This window comes from Bradyrhizobium sp. SSBR45G (assembly GCF_030159255.1).
Taxonomy (GTDB): Bacteria; Pseudomonadota; Alphaproteobacteria; order Rhizobiales; family Xanthobacteraceae; genus Bradyrhizobium.
In genome coordinates this window covers 73,422-90,395 of the sequence record NZ_BSCT01000016.1, presented here as the reverse complement: position 1 = coordinate 90,395, position 16,974 = coordinate 73,422, and the positions used below count along the sequence as shown (strand labels likewise).

Here is a 16,974-nt window from a genome sequence, read left to right as displayed (position 1 = left end):
CGTAAGCCGAGGCAGATCGCCTGGCCGCTGAGGCCGCCGCGAAAGCCGAGGCCGATCGCCTGGCCGCTGAGGCCGCCGCGAAAGCCGAGGCCGATCGCCTGACCGCTGAAGCGGCCGCGAAAGCCGAAGCTGATCGCCTGGCCGCTGAAGCGGCGGCGAAAGCCGAGGCAGATCGCCTGGCCGCTGAAGCGGCGGCGAAAGCCGAAGCCGATCGCCTGGCCGCCGAGGCGGCTGCGAAGGCCGAAGCCGATCACCTTGCCGCTGAAGCCGCCGCGAAGGCGGAGGCCGAACGCCTCGCCGCGGAAGCAGCGGCCAACGCCGAGGCTGACCGCCTGGCGGCCGAGGTCGCCGCGGTTGCCGCCGAGCCAGCTCCGGAGAGCGAGGCCGGCGATGGACGGCCACCGGCCCTGCCCGCGCCCGACGGCGCCGCTGACGATCTCAAGCTCATCAAAGGCGTCGGGCCGAAGAACGAGCGCGTCCTCAACGACATCGGCGTGCATCATTTCAGCCAGATCGCGGCGTGGTCTCCCGACCATGCGAGCTGGGTCGGCCATCACATGGCCTTCCCGGGCCGCATCGAGCGCGAGCATTGGATCGCCCAGGCCAAGCTGCTCGCCGCCGGCCTCGAGACCGCGCATTCGACCGCGGTGAAATCGGGAGCGATCACGATCGACGATCAGGCCGACGCGCCGTTGAGCGAGGAAGAGGCCAGCTACCTCCTGGCCCACCTGCCGGCGCTGATGCCGCCTGTCGAGAACGAGGAGGCCCATGCCGGCGCCCGGCCACTCGGGCTGGCGGCGCCGCGCGGCGGCAAGGCCGACGACCTCAAGCTGATCAAGGGCATCGGCAAGCAGAATGAGGCGCGCCTGCATGGCCTCGGCATCTGGCACTTCGAGCAGATCGCCGCCTGGACCGCCGACCACGCCAAATGGGTCGGCTCATATCTCGCATTCGCCGGCCGGATCGAGCGCGAACAATGGATCTCGCAGGCCAAGGAGCTGGCGAGCGGCGGCACCACCGAGTTTGCGAAACGGGTCGAGGCGGGCCTCGTGAAGTCGTCGCTCGACGACGGCTCGCGCGGGCAGGACAATATCGAGGTCGTCCAGCCGCGCGAATAGCGGCGCTAAGCGTCCGCACTGTAGGGTGGGCAAAGGCGCTGACGCGCCCTCTCCTCACACGCGATCGTGGTGGCGCCGTGCCCACCATATTGCCGCGGACTGTGCAGGACGATGGTGGGCACGGCGCGTGACACCGCGCCTCGAACAAAAGGCCGTGCCTCGCGCCTTTGCCCACCCTACTCTTTCGTTACTCCGCCATCTCTACCGGCTCGGTCCGCGACGGGCCCGCCAGTGGCCGCTCCTCCATCAGGATCATGCAGACGGAGGCGCAGGCCAGCATCGCCGTCGCCGCGGCATAGACGAAGCGGAAGGCGTGGATCATGTCGGCTTCGGCGATGCCGCTGACCGCGCCATGGGCGCCCTCGGCGAGCGAAATGTCGGCGCCGAGGACCATCAGCAGGATGGCGCTGAAAGCGGCGACCGTGAACGACGACATCATCGAGCGGAAGAAGTTCATGGCGCCGGTGATGGTGCCGATCTGCGAGCGGTCGACCGCGTTCTGCAGCGACACGACCGAGATCGGGAACGCGGTTCCGAGGCCGATGCCGAAGATCGACAACAGCACCATCAGCACCCAGAGCGACGGTGTCGTCACCGTCATGATCGCAGCGGCAATGGTACCGACGAGCGTACCGATGATGGCGACGCGCTTGTAGTGCTTGACCCGGGCCATGGTACGGCCGGCGATCGCCGCGCCGAAGGTCGAGATCGCCGCGATCGGGATCAGGCCGAGACCGGCCTGGCTGGGCGTCAGATGATAGACCAGCTCATAATAAAGCGGCAGGTGAACCGTGAGTCCGATCAAGGCGCCCAGCGCACAGCCGCTCGCCAGCATGCCGTAGGGAATGACCGTGCCGCCCATCAGGGACAGCGGCAGGAACGGCTCGTCCGCCCGCTTGGCGTGCCAGACGAAGGCCAGTCCCAGCGCGACCGCGCTGCCGATCATCGCCAGGATGGTCGGCGACAGCCAGGCGAGCTTGTGTCCGCCCCAGGTCAGGACCAGCATGAACACGACGGCCGAGGCCATCAGCAGCAGGCCGCCGGTCCAGTCGACCTTGCGCAGCCGGTGATAGACCGGCAGCCGGCCCATCTTGGGCAGCAGCAGTGCCAGCGCCACGATCGCGAGCGGGACGTTGATCCAGAAGATCATCGACCAGTGCAGGTGGTCGGCGAAGAAGCCGCCGATGACCGGCCCGAGCAGGCCGGCGAGCAGCCAGACACCGCTGAAATAGGCCTGGTACTGGCCACGCTCGCGCGGGCTGACCACGTCGGAGATCACGGTCTGCACGACAGGCATGATGCCGCCGCCGCCGAGCCCCTGCAGGCCGCGGGCGAGAATCAGCACCGGCATGTTCGGGGCCAGCGCGCAGACGACCGAGCCGACCACGAACAGGCTGAGCGCGGTGATGATCATCGAGCGCCGGCCATAGATATCGCACAACGTGCCGAACACCGGCGCCACCGCGGTCGAGGCCAGCAGGTAGGCGGTGATGACCCAGGAGAGATTGGTGACGTCCTGGAACTCGCGGCCGATGGTCGGCAGCGCGGTCGCCACGATGGTCTGGTCCAGCGCGGCCAGGAACATCGTCAGCAGCAGGCTCATCAGGATGGTACGCACCTCGGCCGGGGTCAGCGGCACCGTCGAGACGATCGCAGGCGCATCGTCGATCGCCTGCATCTGCGGCGGAATCGCCGGCAGCTCGGCGGCGAGCTCTTCGGGCAAGGATGGGGACGCGGCAGGATAATGGCTCTGCCGATCGAACTTGTTCATGGGAATAAATGCTGTGCCGGGCGCGACGAGGGCCGCGCGGATTCGCTGGGTAGCGAACTACTTAAGGCATAATTTTCCCTGGCGGCAGCGGGTCGCGCGCATGGGTGCATCCCGGAGGCGCCGGACCGGTCGCGTCATCGTGACTTACTGCAGCTGCGAAGTGATCGAGCTATGCGGGCCGGCGCTTCAGCTTGGCCCGCTTCGGCAGCTGCACCGGCCATTGCACGATGTGATCCTCGAGCTGGTCGTCCGGAACATCCTCTTCCGTTCCCTCGACTCGTCCGCGCACGGAGACGCCGGCTTCATGCACCGTCTGAGGATCGCCCGAGATCAGGGGATGCCACCAGTAGAGATCCCGCCCCTCCGCGACCAGACGGTAGCCGCAGCTCGGCGGCAGCCAGGTCAGCGTGCGCACGTTCTCAGGCGTCAGGCGAACGCAATCCGACACCTGTTCGGAGCGGTTCGGGTAGTCCTTGCAGGCACATAGCCCCGCATCCAGAAGCTTGCAGGAGATGTGGGTGAAATAGATGTCGCCGGTATCCTCGTCCTCGAGCTTCTCCAGGCAGCAGCGCCCGCAGCCGTCGCAGAGGCTTTCCCACTCGCCCTCCGACATCTCTTCCAAGGTCTTGGTTTTCCAGAACAATCCCTCCTGGCCCGAGGGTCGCTTGAAGGGTGCTGTCATCGGTCGATTCCCATCGGGCGCGGCGTCGCCGCCATCTAGGTGCCCGGCAAGGGGCGGCGCAAGGGGCTCGCGCCCGCTCAAGCACGACGTTAGCTTTGTGTATTGAATTGTGAGGGGAACCATTGGTTTATCCCCCCCGCTCGGCTAGATAGAATGGGCTAGACTGAGTCACTCCAGCGGCGGCGCCGACAGGGCGGCTCGCGTTCCGGCGTATCGAGTCCGGCCAACCTTGGCTCGAGTGCCCTGGCGCAAATGCCTTGGCTTTGCCGCAACAAACGCGCAAGACCTTTCGACAGCCCCAGCCCTCGTGCTGAGTGCTTTCGAAGCCAGCTGAGACGCTTTCGAAACGACCAGGGTTCCCGTGCGGCAGATCATTCCAGACGATTGGAAGAAGCGGATCAACAATTTCCGCCTGGATCTCGATGCGCGATTCGATTCGGCGCTGTTCTCCTCCTTGCGCGGCACCCGAGAACTCTACGAGCGGTTTTCGGCGTTCATGGACCGCTTCTATGTCGGCGGCTGGAAGCGCTGGGTGTTCGTCGAGCCGCTGTCGGAGGCCGCCACCATCGGCCTCGGCGGCCTGGTGCTGATGCTGGCGCTTGCCATCCCTGCGTTCCGGGAGACCGCCGACGAGGACTGGCTGAAGAAATCCGACCTCGCGGTCACCTTCCTCGACCGCTACGGCAACCCGATCGGTAGCCGCGGCATCAAGCACAACGACTCGATCCCGCTGGAAGACTTCCCCGACAACCTGATCAAGGCGACGCTCGCTACCGAGGACCGCCGCTTCTACGACCATTTCGGCATCGACTTCCCCGGCCTCGCCCGCGCCTTGGTCACCAACGCCCAGGCCGGCGGCGTCCGCCAGGGCGGCTCCTCGATCAGCCAGCAGCTCGCCAAGAACCTGTTCCTGTCCAACGAGCGCACCATCGAGCGCAAGGTCAACGAGGCGTTCCTGGCGATCTGGCTGGAGACCCGGCTGACCAAAAACGAGATTCTCAAGCTCTATCTCGACCGCGCCTATATGGGCGGCGGTACTTTCGGCGTCGACGGCGCCGCGCATTTCTACTTCAACAAGTCGGTGCGCGACATCAACCTGTCGGAAGCGGCGATGCTGGCCGGCCTGTTCAAGGCGCCGACCAAGTTCGCGCCCCACATCAACCTGCCCGCGGCCCGCGCCCGCGCCAACGTCGTTCTCGACAACCTCGTCGACGCCGGCTTCATGACCGAGGGCCAGGTGTTCGGCGCCCGCCGGAATCCGGCCTTCGCCGTCGACCGCCGCGACGAGAGCTCGCCGAACTACTTCCTCGACTATGCCTTCGACGAGATGCGCAAGCTGGTCGACACGTTCCCGAAATCCTACACCGAGCGCGTGTTCGTGGTGCGGACCTCGATCGACATGACCGTGCAGCACGCCGCCGACGACGCCATCGAGAACCAGCTGCGCCAGTTCGGCCGCGACTACCACGCGACCCAGGCGGCCACGGTGGTCTCCGACCTCGACGGCGGCATCCGCGCCATGGTCGGCGGCCGCGACTACGGCGCCAGCCAGTTCAACCGCGCCACCGACGCCTACCGGCAGCCCGGCTCGTCGTTCAAGCCCTATGTCTACACCACCGCCCTCTTGAACGGCTTCAAGCCGACCTCGATCGTGGTTGACGGCCCGGTCTGCATCGGCAATTGGTGCCCGCAGAACTATGGCCACTCCTATTCCGGCTCGGTGACGCTGACCCAGGCCATCACCCGCTCGATCAACGTCGTGCCGGTCAAGCTCTCGATCGCGCTTGGCGGCAAGGAGGGCCCGAAGGCCGGCCGCGCCAAGATCGTCGAGGTCGCCCGCCGCTTCGGCCTCAAGGCACCGCTGCCCGATACGCCGTCAATGCCGATCGGCTCGGACGAAGTCACGGTGATCGAGCACGCGGTCGCCTATGCGACCTTCCCCAACAAGGGCAAGGCGGTGACACCGCATTCGGTGCTGGAGGTGCGCACCGGCGCCGGTGACCTGGTCTGGCGCTGGGACCGCGACGGTCCGAAGCCGAAGCAGGCGATCCCCGCCTCCGTCGCCGCCGACATGGCCGGCATGATGAGCCACGTGGTCAGCGAAGGCACGGCGCGCCGCGCCGCGCTCGACGGCATTCCGACCGCCGGCAAGACCGGCACCACCAATGCCTATCGTGACGCTTGGTTCGTCGGTTATACCGGCAACTTCACCTGCGCGGTCTGGTACGGCAATGACGACTATTCCCCGACCAACCGCATGACCGGCGGCTCGCTGCCGGCGCAGACCTGGCACGACATCATGGTCGCCGCGCATCAGGGCGTCGAGGTCAAGGAGCTGGCCGGCGTCGGCATGGGCGAGAAGCTGCCGCAGCCGGCCAATGCGGCGATGGCGCAGGCTGGCCAGCCGAAGACGCTCGAGATCAAGCCGGGCCCGCCGCCGATCCTCACCCGCCGCGGCGCCGAGGTCCTGGTCCAGGTCGAAAAGATGCTCGACGACGCCGCCCGCGTCGCCGAAAAGGCCGCGCCAGCCGACCCGCGCAAGCCCGGCAAGCCGGTGTCATCCAGCGCGCTCGCCTTTCCTGAGAACTACGCTGCGGCAACGGCCGACGGCGTGACAGCCCCTGCCCTGCGCAAGAACTGACGTCAGCGATTTCCCGTGCGGCTGCTCTTCATCACCTTGCTCACGCTCCTGATCGCCACCGGCGTCGGCATCGGTGCGACCTGGATCACCACGACACGCGGCACCGAATTCGGGACCCTGACGATCGGCGCCTGGACAGCGCGTCCCAAGACCGGAACCGCGGACGTCGATCCTTACGCGCGCGCCACGATCACCCGCAACGGCGAGCTGCCGATCGGCACCGGCGACGGTGTCGCCTTCACCGCCACCACGGACGACAAGAAGAAGCCGCTCGACGGCCGCTGCGACATCCTGGTCAGTGGCGTCACGCCGCCGGCGCGGTTCTGGACTCTGACGCTCTACGACCGCAAGGGCCATCTCGTCGCCAACACGCTGCAACGCTACGGCTTCACCAGCCAGGAGCTGGTGCGCGGCGCCGACGGATCGTTCGAGATCCGCGTGGCCGCGCGCTCGCGGTCCGGCAACTGGCTGCCCACCGGCGGCATCGAGCGCTATGCGCTGATGCTGCGGCTGTACGACACGCCGGTCGGCGTGGCGACTCGAACCCAGCGTGACGCGCCGATGCCGTCGATCTCCACAGTGGGCTGCCCATCATGATCCGGCTGCTGTTCACGGTGGTCGTCGGCGTGCTGCTGGGCGGTGTGGTCCACCTCGTCAGCGTGCTGGCGCTGCCGCGGATCTCGACCCAGGACGCCTATTCGCGGCTGACGCCGATGACCAAGCTCAACGCCGTCACGCCGCTGCCGCTCGCCGATCCCGGCAACTCGCCGATGCCGTTCATGGATCCGGCCTTCGCGATGGCGATCTGCCGCTACGATCTGTCGGATGGACCGCTGAAGCTCACGGTTCCCGTGAGCCAGGCCTACACATCGGTGTCGTTCTACACCCGCAACGAAATCGCCTATTACGCGATCAACGACCGCTCGGCCGGCAAGCGCGTCATCGAGCTCGACCTGATGACCGAGGCCCAGCACGAGGATCTGCCCGAGGACGAAGAGATCACCGCAGCGGACCGGCTCATCATCGATTCGCCGACCACCACGGGGCTGATCGTGCTGAAGGCGCTGGCCGCCGAGCCGGGCCTCATGCCGCAGGCGCAGGCCTCGCTGGCGTCGGCGAGCTGTGGCGTGCAAGCCGAGGCTCCCGCCAAGGCGGAAAAGCCGCGCGGCAAGCGGTAAGGTCGGCGATCGCGGCAATTCAACAACGCTCTCTTCACCCTTCGTGGCATAGAGCCTGTCCCGATCAGCTGATATGGATTCATTGGCGTCGCGACGGTTCGCTCATCATCAGGTCATGCCCCTCGAAATCGAACGTAAGTTTCTCGTCAGGACCGACGCTTGGCGGGATCAGGCGACCCACAGTGAGCCGCTTCGCGATGGCCTCGTCGCGCGCCAGGACGGACTCAAGGTTCGCGTGCGCTGCTACGGCAATCGGACGACGCTGTGCGTGAAAAGCGGCCGGCGCGGACTGTCGCGCGAGGAGTTCGAATACGAGATTCCCAGAGACCATGCCGAGGCGATGTTCGCGCATTGCGAGGGGCGCATCATCGAGAAGACGCGTCATTATGTGCCGGGCGACAGCGGCGTCTGGGAAGTCGACGTCTATCACGGCGCGCTCGACGGCATCATCATCGCCGAGATCGAGCTGCCGGCGGAAACGACGGTCGTGACGCTCCCGGACTGGATCGGCGACGAGGTCACCGGCGACCCGCGCTACAGCAAGGCCAATTTGCTGACGGAGCGCCTGCGGGCGGCGACGGTGCACGAGCTGCGACGCGCGCGTCCTGCAGGTCTGTGATGCACAGAGACGCGGCTTGACGCGCGTCAATCCGCCGGTGCAACGCCCATCCTAAACAGCGCGGGCTTTGCGGGTCCGAACGGCCTGCGCACGGAGTTGGGCAGGATGAGTTCATCGCAGGTGATGTCGCAGGCGCTGCGCGCCAGGATCATGTCGGCGGACGAGGCCGCCGCGCTGGTCAAGCCCGGCGACAATGTCGGCATGAGCGGCTTCACTGGGTCCGGCTATCCGAAGGCCGTGCCGCTGGCGCTGGCGCGCCGCATCGAGGCGGCGCATGCCCGCGGCGAGCCGTTCCGTATCGGCGTGTGGACCGGCGCCTCGACCGCGCCCGAGCTCGACGGCGCGCTCGCCAAGGCCAACGGCATCGATCTACGGCTGCCCTACCAGTCCGATCCAACGACGCGGCAGCGCATCAACTCGGGGAGCATCGAGTATATCGATCTGCATCTCAGCCACGTCGCGCAGTTCGTCTGGTTCGGCTTCCTCGGCCACCTCGACATCGCCGTGATCGAATGTTCGGGCATTCTCCCCGATGGGCGGCTGATTCCGTCAACCTCGATCGGCAACAACAAGACCTGGCTCGACCAGGCCGACCGCGTCATCATCGAGGTCAATTCGTGGATGAACCCGGCGCTGCTCGGCATGCACGACGTCTACTACGGCACGCGGCTGCCGCCGCATCGCAAACCGATCCCGATCATCGCGCCCGGCGACCGCATCGGCGAGACCACCTATCGCTGCGACCCCGACAAGATCATCGCCGTCGTCGAGACCCATGCCCCGGACCGCAACACGACCTTCGCGGCCCCGGATGACGTCTCGCGCGCGATCGCAGGTCACATCCTGGAGTTCTTCGCCCATGAGGTGAAGCAGGGCCGCCTGCCGCGCAACCTGCTGCCGCTGCAGTCCGGCGTCGGCAACGTCGCCAACGCCGTCATGGCCGGGCTGGACGACGGTCCCTTCCCGCATCTGACCGCCTACACCGAGGTCCTGCAGGACGGCATGCTGAACCTGATCCGCTCGGGGCGGATGGATCTCGCCTCCGCAACCGCCTTGTCGCTGAGCTCGGATGCGGCGCTCGAGTTCAACCGCGAGATCGAGTTCCTGCGCGACCGCATCGTGCTGCGGCCGCAGGAGATCTCGAACCATCCCGAGGTGATCCGCCGGCTCGGGGTCATCGCGATGAACGGGCTGATCGAGGCCGACATCTACGGCAACGTCAATTCGACCCATGTCAGGGGCAGCAGCATCATGAACGGCATCGGCGGCTCCGGCGACTTCGCGCGCAACGCCTATTTGTCGATCTTCATGACGCCGTCGACGGCCAAGGGCGGCACGATCTCCAGCATCGTGCCGATGGTCACCCATGTCGATCACACCGAGCACGATGTGCAGATCCTGGTGACCGAGCACGGGCTCGCCGATTTGCGGGGACTGTCGCCGAAGCAGCGCGCCCGCACCATCATCGAGAAGGCCGCGCACGCGAAATTCCGCCCGGCGCTATCGGACTATTTCGAGCGCGCCTGCCGCGATGCGACCGGCAAGCACACGCCGCATCTGCTCGACGAGGCGTTCAACGTCGTCCCGCCAGGATGAGCGGTGCGACCGGCTCACCACAGCGACATGACTCGTAGTCGACGGGATCGTGGCTGTTCACGATCGTGACCTCATCGCCATGGTCGCATTTCAGGCGTCGCAACCGCTCCTGGTTAGCGATGCGGGTCGTACGATCGAGATCACCCCTGCGCTGGAACAGCCCGAGCAGTAGCGGCATGCGCGGCTGCGCGTCGAGCTGGCCGTGAAAGAAATAGGCATCGCCGGCGTGCAACAGCCATTTGCCGCTGCGACGTACGGCCACCCCACAATGCCCGGGCGTATGGCCGGGCAATGGAACGATCAGGATATCAGGGTCCTTGTCGCCGAGCGCGCGGACGCCGCGAAAGCCGAACCAGCTATCGCCGTCCTCGCCGTAGAATTGCCAATCGGGACAATGACGCCATTGGCCGGCGACGTAGCGGCCGCGCGGCGGTGGTGGAGCCCCGTCGACGGCCATCGCATGCTCCTTGCGATGAACGTGCACCTTGGCCCTGGGAAAATCGCCGATGCCGCCGGCATGGTCGCGATCGAGATGCGTGAGCAGGATATGCCTGACATCGTCAGGCGAGAAGCCCATGGCCTTCACCTGCTGCAACGCCGTTTCCAACGGCTCGAGCCGCGGCGCGGCCTGCCTCACCCAGCGCTCCCCCAATCGTGCGGGCTCGGCAATGTCGGCCGTGCCGATGCCGGTGTCGACCAGGACCAATCCGTCATCACTCTCGATCAGCAGGCAGTGGCAGACCAGACGTGCACGCGCGAACAGGCCGCCGCTGCCGCTCACCAATCGGCCGCCGCGTGGGCACATCGTGCCGGTGTTGATGTGGTGGACGCGCATCGACCTTCTCCCAAGCCTGCCAGATCCGGCGCATCCTTGCGTCTGCTCCTGCAATAAGTAAAATATTGATGATTGATACTTGTCATAGGCTGTACCTATGGATATCCGCGAGCTCCGCTATTTCTCTGCCGTCTTCGAGGAGCGAAGCCTGACCAGAGCGGCGGCGCGCTGCTTCGTGTCACAGCCCTCGATCTCGCTGGCGATCGCCAATCTCGAGACCGAGCTCGGCACCGGGCTGTTCATCCGCCACCGCAAGGGCGTCGTGCCGCTCGAGGCCGCGGAACGCCTGCAGCCGATTGCTCGCCGCATCGTCGATGAGGCCGACGCGGCCCGTAACCTGTTCCGCCAAGGCGCGCCGAAGCAGGTGCTCAAGCTCGGCCTGATGCGCACCCTGGACGGGCGGCGCGTCACCGCGTTGCTCAAACCGCTCACGGCGCGCCAGGATCTCAAGCTTCACATCGTCGGTCCCTCGGAGCGGGCCGACGCGCGCGTCGTCGCCAGAAGCCTCATCCGTGACGACGAGCATTTCCTGCCGCTATGGAGTGAGCGCTATGTCGCAGCCCTGCCCCTGGCCCATCCACTGACGCTGAAGCCGCGGCTGCGGGCGGCTGATTTCGCCGACGTCGCGATGATCGACCGCTGTCATTGCGAGAATGGCGCGCTGGCCGGGCGCAAGCCGCGCGAGGTCGCCGCGATCGCCGAGACCGAGGATTGGGCGTTGGCACTCGTGGCCGCCGGTGTCGGCGTCGCGATCGTTCCTGAAGGCGTCGTCCACGGCAGAAGCGATATCGCCGTCCGCAACATCGACATGACGTTGAAGCGTCAGGTCGGATTGGCCTATACGGCGTCGCGCCCACCATCCGAGGTGCTGGAGACGCTGATCGCGACGTTGCGGGCGGCAGCGCCAAAGAAGCCGCGCACCGCAGCAGGGCGGCAGAAGCGAGCGCCGGCAAAGCCGGCACGGCACCGGATCAAGCGGACGCAAGGCTAGTCTGATCTAGCCCCGCGTCGTCAGCGGCCGCTCGATCAAGGGCCGCGCCGCGACCGGCGGATTGGCGGTCTGCGCGGCCAGCTCGTTGATGAGACGATCGGCCTCGGCGGCCATCCCGTCAGGCGCCTGTAGCACCAGGCGCTCCAGCGCCCAGCGATAGGACGAGACGCGCTGCTCCAGGCTGATCTGCACCCATTGCACGATCAGCGAGTTCTCCTGCATGCGCGCGACCGCATCGGCCTTCTCGCGCGGCGAGAGCTCGGTCATGTAGGCCATGCTGGCATCGCGCTTGCGATCGAGGTCGATGACGCGGATGGCGGAGGCGAAGAACGGCTCGAACCGCGTGATGTCGTCGCGGACGTCGTCGATCAGCTGCTGATAGCGCGACGCATGCGAGCGGTGCGGCTCGTCGATCAAGGCGCGGCCATAGGCGGTGCGGTCGAACGCCACCTTCTGGCGCCACGGCGAGGCCGAGGGCTGATAGTCGCCGAACACCGCCTTCCACGCGGGACGCGAATGCGGCGGCTCGATCAGCGGATAGGCCAGATCGCGCAGCTGGCGCTCATTGTCGGTCAATTGGAACTGCGACGGCTTGACGCCGACACTCGCGGTGGCTTCCGCCCCGATCCATTTGTGCATGTCGTCGTTGCGCATGTCGGCTCGGGTGCGGCCGAAATCACCGCCGCTGCAGCCGGCAAGCAGGTCGCCGACGAGAAGCAATGCAACGAACGGCGCGACACGCCGGGCCGGAAGCCTCATGGCCGGCATTCCCATTCCCCCGAATGTCAGCGGCGGCGACGGCGGCGGCTCGGAGCGGCGCCCTCGCGGGGGCCGCGGTCGTCGGTCGAGCCCTCGCGCTCGATCCGAACGACGGGAAGAATCAGGATCGTTGCCATGCCCTCCTGCGGCGCGCCGGCCACGGCAGGCCGCGCGCGACGCGCAACGTCCGCCGGGAATTCAATGATGGTCGCCATGTTGACTCTCTTTCGTGCCCGAAGTTCTTACCCCCCAACTCCCCGCTGCCCGAACTTCGCAGGCACTGGGGCACGCAAAACTGACGATCACGAATGCCGCCGCAACGACTGGCGACGCGGCATCCAACGCGGCGAGGATCAGGCCGGCGGCGTGACGAGGCCAAGGCGCGATCATCGAACGGGTCGATTAAGATCAGGACGTGGTTAAGAGGATCTTAATGCGCTGCAAGCGAACACGGATCGCGTGCAGCGGCACGGGAAATGGCAAGCCAGCGTTGCGCCTTTGTCTCACCGGGAAGTTTCGGCCCATCTTCACCGTCTGTTTTCCTTAACGCCCTATTAAAACAAACGGGCTCTAATCGGCGCAACGATTGCCGAAGTTGCGTACCCGACATGACAAGATCTTCGCTGTTTCCCGGCTTCGACGGGTTGCTCACGCTCTCGCGCCGCGAGGGCGTCGACATCAAGCCGACGTTGCTGCGCGTCCTGACCGATCTCTATGTCCAGGCGAGCACCCATTCGGCGGACGAGGAACGGCAGTTCGTCGAGCTGGTCTCGCGGCTGGTCGATGACGTCGATGACACGACCCGCGCCGCCGTGCGCGCGCGCCTCGCGATCTATCCAAACACGCCGGTCGAGATCCTGACGAAGCTCGGGCTGCGCCCGGCGCTCGATGAGCCGATGCGGCCGCTGGCGGGCCTGATCCCGCCCGCGCTTCGCTCACCCTCAGCGAGAGCGTCCACGCGCGACGATTCGGACTCGACGGGACTGGCGATGCAGCCGAGGGATGCGGCCGAGCTCAGCGAGATGTTCCTGCGCGCGGGGTCGAAAGAGCGCATCGCCATCCTGGAGAACATCGCGACGGCGCCGCTGAAACCGGCCGCGCCGACACCGCTGCATCGCGCAGCGCACGCGATCGAGGCGCTGGAAATGGCCGCCTTCAACGCCGACGTCGAGACCTTCACGATCGAGCTCGGCGAAAGCCTGATCCTGCCCGCACGCATCACCCAGGAGGTGATGAACGATGAGAGCGGCGAACCGCTTGCCTGCGCGGCCAAGGCCCTGGGCATGCCGGCGCCGGTGTTCGAGCGCGTGCTGCTGTTCCTCAAGCCTGAAATGGGTCAGTCGGTCCACACCGTGTTTCGGCTGTCGCGCTTCTACGGCCGCCTCAGCGAGCGCGCAGCGCTGATCATGCTGGCCGCATGGCGCGGCTCGGCGATGGCGGCGGTCAGGGCCAAGCACCGCACCGCCCTGTACGACGACGAACGTCAGCATGTTCGCGCGAGCTCGGCGCGGGCCGGCACGCCGGGTCTATCGAAGCCCATCGTTCGCACCGGAACCGACGGCTTCAAGCGCTGACGGCTTACGGCTGCTCGCGCGCGAGATCGAGGAAGTGACGGCCCTGCTTGTCCTCGGTCTCGACGATCCACGCATCGGGATCGAAACGCAGCTCCTTGCGGAGCCGCTCGTCGACCTCGAACTCCGCCATCGGTTGCGGCGAGGCGGGAACGAACAGACGTTCGATCGGCCTGCTGTCGTCATAGACCGTCTGCGGCGCCGGGACGTAGAGCTGCGCCGTGCGATCCATCAGTGCGACCTTGATGAAGACGGCGCCCGCCTCCTCCGCGCCACGGTGGCTGATCGCGCCGAACACGCCGGCCGACTGGCAGCGGCGCAGATAGGCGCTGACCCAGATGCTCGTCTTCAATCGCATGATGTTCGGGCCGCATGAAAGCGCGCTGCAACCGGCAGCTGACGGCCTGCTCTATTCGATCGGGTGCCCGATGACAATTGCGAGCTCGCGCACCAGGCGATCCGACACCTGCCCCGTCACCGGCAGCTTGCGCTCGCGCTCGAACTTCTGGATCGCCGTCAGGGTATCGGAGCCGATCATCCCCGTCGGCTTCAGTTGACCATAGCCATATTCGGTCAGCGCACGCTGAACGGCGGCGACACGACGCACATTGGCGCCCTGCTGGGTCGGCTGCGGACGCGGCACGTTGCCCTGGCCGCCGTTCACGGAGCGGACGAGGTCGGCCAGGGGATCGGCATATTTTTGGTCGGACCGTACATCCGCCGATCGCTGGTCGGCCACCTTCGGCTCCGTCGCACGGGTCTCGGGCGGCCGGGTCTCGATCACCTTCGGATCGAACGGAGAGATGGCGTCCGCCGGCCTCGCACGGGGCAACGGATTGGAACTCGCAAGAACCGGCGGAATGGTCACGATGGAACCGAACATCGGTGCCGGATGCGGCCCTGATTGCAGGAACACGGCATTGACGATGATCGCGCTGCAGGCCGCGCAGGCCAGCAGGCCGGCAAGAAGATCCTTCGGGCTGTACAGCATGGCGCGCATCAGCAAGCCGCGCTCGTCAGCAGCTTCGAGGACGGCGGCAGCCGCAGCCGCGCGCTTGCGACGGCGCGGCGGCGCCTGATCATCATCTGCAGCTCGTCTAGGCACTCTTCTTCACCTGAATCACCTGCCCTGCCTGGGCGGAACGCACGGGCGACAGCGGGGTGACAATGGCGCCGGCCGTCGTCTCGGCGACGCAGTTGATCGGCAGCGCGACCGTCACCGTCGTTCCCTCGTCGAGCTTGCTTTCTATCGACATTTCGCCGCCGTGCAAGTTCACGAGACTCTTCACGATCGAAAGCCCCAGTCCGGTTCCCTCGTGACGGCGCTGATAGGTCTTGCCTGCCTGGAAGAACGGATCGCCGATGCGCTTGAGATCGTCGGCTGCGATGCCGCAGCCGGTATCGGTGATTCGCAACAGCAGACGCGGGCCATCGACGCCGGCGGACACGGCAACACGGCCGCCACGCTCGGTGAACTTGATGGCATTGGAGACGAGATTGAGCACGATCTGCTTGAAGGCGCGCGGGTCGCCGGTGATGACGGGCAGATCATGCGGCACGTCCGCCGCCAGATCGACGCCGTTCTCGCGCGCGCGCAGCGCCAGCAGGTTGCAGCAATTCAACAGCGCCGCGCGCGGTGCAAACGGCTCCGGCGTCAGCTCGAAATTGCCCGACTCCATCTTCGACATGTCGAGGATGCCGTTCACCACCGACAACAGATGCTGGCCGGAATCGTTGATCAGCTGCGCATATTCGCGGCGCCGCGCGGCGTTGAGCACCAGCATCTGCTCCTGCATCAGCATCTCCGAGAAGCCGATGATGGCGTTCAGCGGCGTGCGCAGCTCATGGCTCATGGTCGCAAGGAACCGCGTCTTGGCGGCGTCGGCGCGCTCAGCTGCGCCGCGTGCCAGCTCGAGCGCCTGCTCCTGCAGCTTGCGGTCGGTGACGTCGCGCAGCACCGCGACCACCTCCTGCTCCGATCCCGCAGGCGTCACGCCTGCGCGATCGAGCGGCCGGCAGCGCATCTCCACCCAGATGAAATCAACCTGATGCTGCAGCCCGCGTCCCTCGCCCGGCGCGTCGCGGCGCAGCCGGAACTCGACGCTCGATGCCTCGCTGCCGCCCGCTGCCTCGGCCAGCGCCGTGAGATAGGCCGGCCGGTCCGCGACATGGACACGCTCGAACAGGCCGTGGCCATGCAACTGCGCGACCGGCGCTCCCAGCAGCGTCTCCGCTGCGGGCGAAATGAACATGACCGCACCGTTGCGGCGATGGCGGGAGATCACGTCGCTCATGTTGCGCGCGAGCAGACGGTAGCGCTCCTCCTCCATCGACAGCAAGGTCACGCTGGTGCGCGCGAGCGTATCGGCGGCGAAGGCGAGCACGGCGGCGTAGAGCGTGGCGGAGGCGACGCCGAACGCTAGCAGGCTCGTCCGCAGCGCCGGATTCGTCTCCGGCTTCGGCAGCCAGCCGAGATGCCCGATCAGGATCAGCAACAGCACGCATGACAATGCGAGCGCGGCGGAGAGCACGACGACGCGGCGCGATGCCGAGAACGCTGCCTCGAGGGGAACGACGATCAGCCAGACTGCGGCAAAGGATTCGATCCCGCCGGTCTCGATCGACACCGCCATGATCAGGGCGGACAGCGCCAGCGACGACAGCGCGCAGGCGCTCTCATAGCGGCCGGTGCGGGACAGATACCAGGACAACAGGATCGGTGCGATCAGCCATGTCAGCGCGCCGACCTCGAGCGCGCTCGGCGCTCCGCGCATCGCCAGATAGGCGGGGAACACAGCGAAGGCGGCGAGGCTGCCGAGCAGGCGCGGCGCGATGAAGGCGCGATGGCGGGCACGCGTCATCGCATCAGTTCGAGCCGACGGATGCAGCAACGCATCAAGACAATCGCGGATGATACTCAACACACTCACGGCTCTCGCGCCTCGGCCCATCGGTCGTTCTACTTGAGAGAACGCGCCGGGACGCCCCCTGTCGTCTGAAGCACCGTGTCAGACTCGCATTAAGCGAACGCTAAGGCCCAGACTGCGGCAACCACGCCATTCCGACGGGATGGTGAATGCATCGTTTCCGGCCGCGCCTGCGGTTGCGAAAGCGCCGCGATCCACAGCCGGTTGCATGACGCATTCGGTTCGCGCCAACCAAAAATTTACGCCGAAAAAAGTTCGGAGGTCCGCTTCGCGAATTCTCAACCAA

General features: G+C 66.6%; 16 protein-coding genes and 1 pseudogene. 8 read left to right on the top strand and 9 right to left on the bottom strand.

Translation table 11 applies throughout. The features are described 5' to 3' along the window. Positions 1 to 503: pseudogene (locus QQL87_RS37345) on the bottom strand (hypothetical protein); the annotation flags it as partial. Between QQL87_RS37345 and QQL87_RS37340 the strand changes: the two are divergent. Next, a complete protein-coding gene (locus tag QQL87_RS37340; RefSeq protein WP_502871195.1) occupies positions 495 to 1,118 on the top strand; it encodes a helix-hairpin-helix domain-containing protein in 624 nt (207 codons plus the stop codon). The pseudogene QQL87_RS37345 and the gene QQL87_RS37340 sit on opposite strands and share 9 nt — an antisense overlap. A 187-nt stretch (positions 1,119 to 1,305) precedes the next feature. Here QQL87_RS37340 and QQL87_RS19455 read toward each other — a convergent pair whose 3' ends face one another. Then, positions 1,306 to 2,889, bottom strand: a complete 1,584-nt coding sequence (locus QQL87_RS19455; RefSeq protein WP_284418928.1) for an MDR family MFS transporter — start codon at positions 2,887 to 2,889, stop codon at positions 1,306 to 1,308. A 169-nt stretch (positions 2,890 to 3,058) separates the two neighbouring features. After that, entirely contained in the window at positions 3,059 to 3,571 is a 513-nt protein-coding gene (locus QQL87_RS19450) for a YcgN family cysteine cluster protein (protein ID WP_284418927.1), read from the bottom strand. A gap of 361 nt (positions 3,572 to 3,932) precedes the next feature. On the opposite strand from QQL87_RS19450, the gene QQL87_RS19445 reads away from it, so the two are divergent. The 5 genes from QQL87_RS19445 (at position 3,933) to scpC (ending at position 9,605) form a co-directional block, all read left to right on the top strand. Continuing rightward, a complete protein-coding gene (locus tag QQL87_RS19445) occupies positions 3,933 to 6,212 on the top strand; it encodes a transglycosylase domain-containing protein (RefSeq protein ID WP_284418925.1) in 2,280 nt (759 codons plus the stop codon). Between the two features lie 15 nt (positions 6,213 to 6,227). After that, a complete protein-coding gene (locus QQL87_RS19440) occupies positions 6,228 to 6,809 on the top strand; it encodes a DUF1214 domain-containing protein (RefSeq protein ID WP_284418924.1) in 582 nt (193 codons plus the stop codon). Next, a complete protein-coding gene (locus QQL87_RS19435) occupies positions 6,806 to 7,390 on the top strand; it encodes a DUF1254 domain-containing protein (RefSeq protein WP_284418923.1) in 585 nt (194 codons plus the stop codon). The genes QQL87_RS19440 and QQL87_RS19435 overlap by 4 nt, the downstream gene beginning before the upstream one ends. A 115-nt stretch (positions 7,391 to 7,505) precedes the next feature. Next, a complete protein-coding gene (locus QQL87_RS19430) occupies positions 7,506 to 8,009 on the top strand; it encodes a CYTH domain-containing protein (protein WP_284418922.1) in 504 nt (167 codons plus the stop codon). A 105-nt stretch (positions 8,010 to 8,114) separates the two neighbouring features. Further along, positions 8,115 to 9,605 (top strand): succinyl-CoA:acetate CoA-transferase ScpC, encoded by a 1,491-nt coding sequence (scpC, locus tag QQL87_RS19425; protein ID WP_284418921.1) that lies wholly within the window; start codon positions 8,115 to 8,117, stop codon positions 9,603 to 9,605. Here the strand turns inward: scpC and QQL87_RS19420 are convergent. Then, on the bottom strand, positions 9,583 to 10,440 hold the full coding sequence (locus QQL87_RS19420) for an MBL fold metallo-hydrolase (protein ID WP_284418920.1): 858 nt from the start codon (positions 10,438 to 10,440) through the stop codon (positions 9,583 to 9,585). The two genes, scpC and QQL87_RS19420, sit on opposite strands and share 23 nt — an antisense overlap. 97 nt (positions 10,441 to 10,537) lie before the next feature. Here QQL87_RS19420 and QQL87_RS19415 point away from each other — a divergent pair, with 97 nt between their 5' ends. Beyond that, entirely contained in the window at positions 10,538 to 11,431 is an 894-nt protein-coding gene (locus QQL87_RS19415) for a LysR family transcriptional regulator (protein WP_284418919.1), read from the top strand. Between the two features lie 6 nt (positions 11,432 to 11,437). Here QQL87_RS19415 and QQL87_RS19410 read toward each other — a convergent pair whose 3' ends face one another. Then, a complete protein-coding gene (locus QQL87_RS19410; RefSeq protein WP_502871194.1) occupies positions 11,438 to 12,190 on the bottom strand; it encodes a hypothetical protein in 753 nt (250 codons plus the stop codon). A gap of 26 nt (positions 12,191 to 12,216) precedes the next feature. Then, a complete protein-coding gene (locus QQL87_RS19405) occupies positions 12,217 to 12,405 on the bottom strand; it encodes a hypothetical protein (RefSeq protein ID WP_284418916.1) in 189 nt (62 codons plus the stop codon). 393 nt (positions 12,406 to 12,798) lie between these two features. Here QQL87_RS19405 and QQL87_RS19400 point away from each other — a divergent pair, with 393 nt between their 5' ends. After that, positions 12,799 to 13,764: a DUF2336 domain-containing protein gene (locus QQL87_RS19400; protein WP_284419041.1), complete on the top strand. Its 966-nt coding sequence runs from the start codon at positions 12,799 to 12,801 to the stop codon at positions 13,762 to 13,764. A gap of 4 nt (positions 13,765 to 13,768) precedes the next feature. On the opposite strand, the gene QQL87_RS19395 is transcribed toward QQL87_RS19400, so the two are convergent. The 3 genes from QQL87_RS19395 to QQL87_RS19385 are packed head-to-tail and all read right to left on the bottom strand — an operon-like array spanning position 13,769 to position 16,691. After that, positions 13,769 to 14,119 (bottom strand): DUF1491 family protein, encoded by a 351-nt coding sequence (locus QQL87_RS19395; protein WP_284418915.1) that lies wholly within the window; start codon positions 14,117 to 14,119, stop codon positions 13,769 to 13,771. 51 nt (positions 14,120 to 14,170) lie between these two features. Continuing rightward, positions 14,171 to 14,866 carry a peptidoglycan-binding domain-containing protein gene (locus tag QQL87_RS19390; protein WP_284418914.1) on the bottom strand — a complete coding sequence of 232 codons (696 nt, stop codon included), beginning with the start codon at positions 14,864 to 14,866 and terminating at the stop codon, positions 14,171 to 14,173. Then, on the bottom strand, positions 14,859 to 16,691 hold the full coding sequence (locus QQL87_RS19385) for a PAS domain-containing sensor histidine kinase (protein ID WP_284418913.1): 1,833 nt from the start codon (positions 16,689 to 16,691) through the stop codon (positions 14,859 to 14,861). Before QQL87_RS19385 ends, QQL87_RS19390 begins: the two co-directional genes overlap by 8 nt. Positions 16,692 to 16,974: the final 283 nt, after the last annotated feature.

Bases quoted from the DNA above. Each gene is read 5' to 3' on its own strand.
- QQL87_RS19455 (WP_284418928.1), bottom strand. From the start codon at position 2,889: ATGAACAAGTTCGATCGGCAGAGCCATTATCCTGCCGCGTCCCCATCC.
- QQL87_RS19450 (WP_284418927.1), bottom strand. From the start codon at position 3,571: ATGACAGCACCCTTCAAGCGACCCTCGGGCCAGGAGGGATTGTTCTGG.
- QQL87_RS19435 (WP_284418923.1), top strand. From the start codon at position 6,806: ATGATCCGGCTGCTGTTCACGGTGGTCGTCGGCGTGCTGCTGGGCGGT.
- QQL87_RS19430 (WP_284418922.1), top strand. From the start codon at position 7,506: ATGCCCCTCGAAATCGAACGTAAGTTTCTCGTCAGGACCGACGCTTGG.
- scpC (WP_284418921.1), top strand. From the start codon at position 8,115: ATGAGTTCATCGCAGGTGATGTCGCAGGCGCTGCGCGCCAGGATCATG.
- QQL87_RS19420 (WP_284418920.1), bottom strand. From the start codon at position 10,440: ATGCGCGTCCACCACATCAACACCGGCACGATGTGCCCACGCGGCGGC.
- QQL87_RS19415 (WP_284418919.1), top strand. From the start codon at position 10,538: ATGGATATCCGCGAGCTCCGCTATTTCTCTGCCGTCTTCGAGGAGCGA.
- QQL87_RS19410 (WP_502871194.1), bottom strand. From the start codon at position 12,190: ATGAGGCTTCCGGCCCGGCGTGTCGCGCCGTTCGTTGCATTGCTTCTC.
- QQL87_RS19405 (WP_284418916.1), bottom strand. From the start codon at position 12,405: ATGGCGACCATCATTGAATTCCCGGCGGACGTTGCGCGTCGCGCGCGG.
- QQL87_RS19400 (WP_284419041.1), top strand. From the start codon at position 12,799: ATGACAAGATCTTCGCTGTTTCCCGGCTTCGACGGGTTGCTCACGCTC.
- QQL87_RS19395 (WP_284418915.1), bottom strand. From the start codon at position 14,119: ATGCGATTGAAGACGAGCATCTGGGTCAGCGCCTATCTGCGCCGCTGC.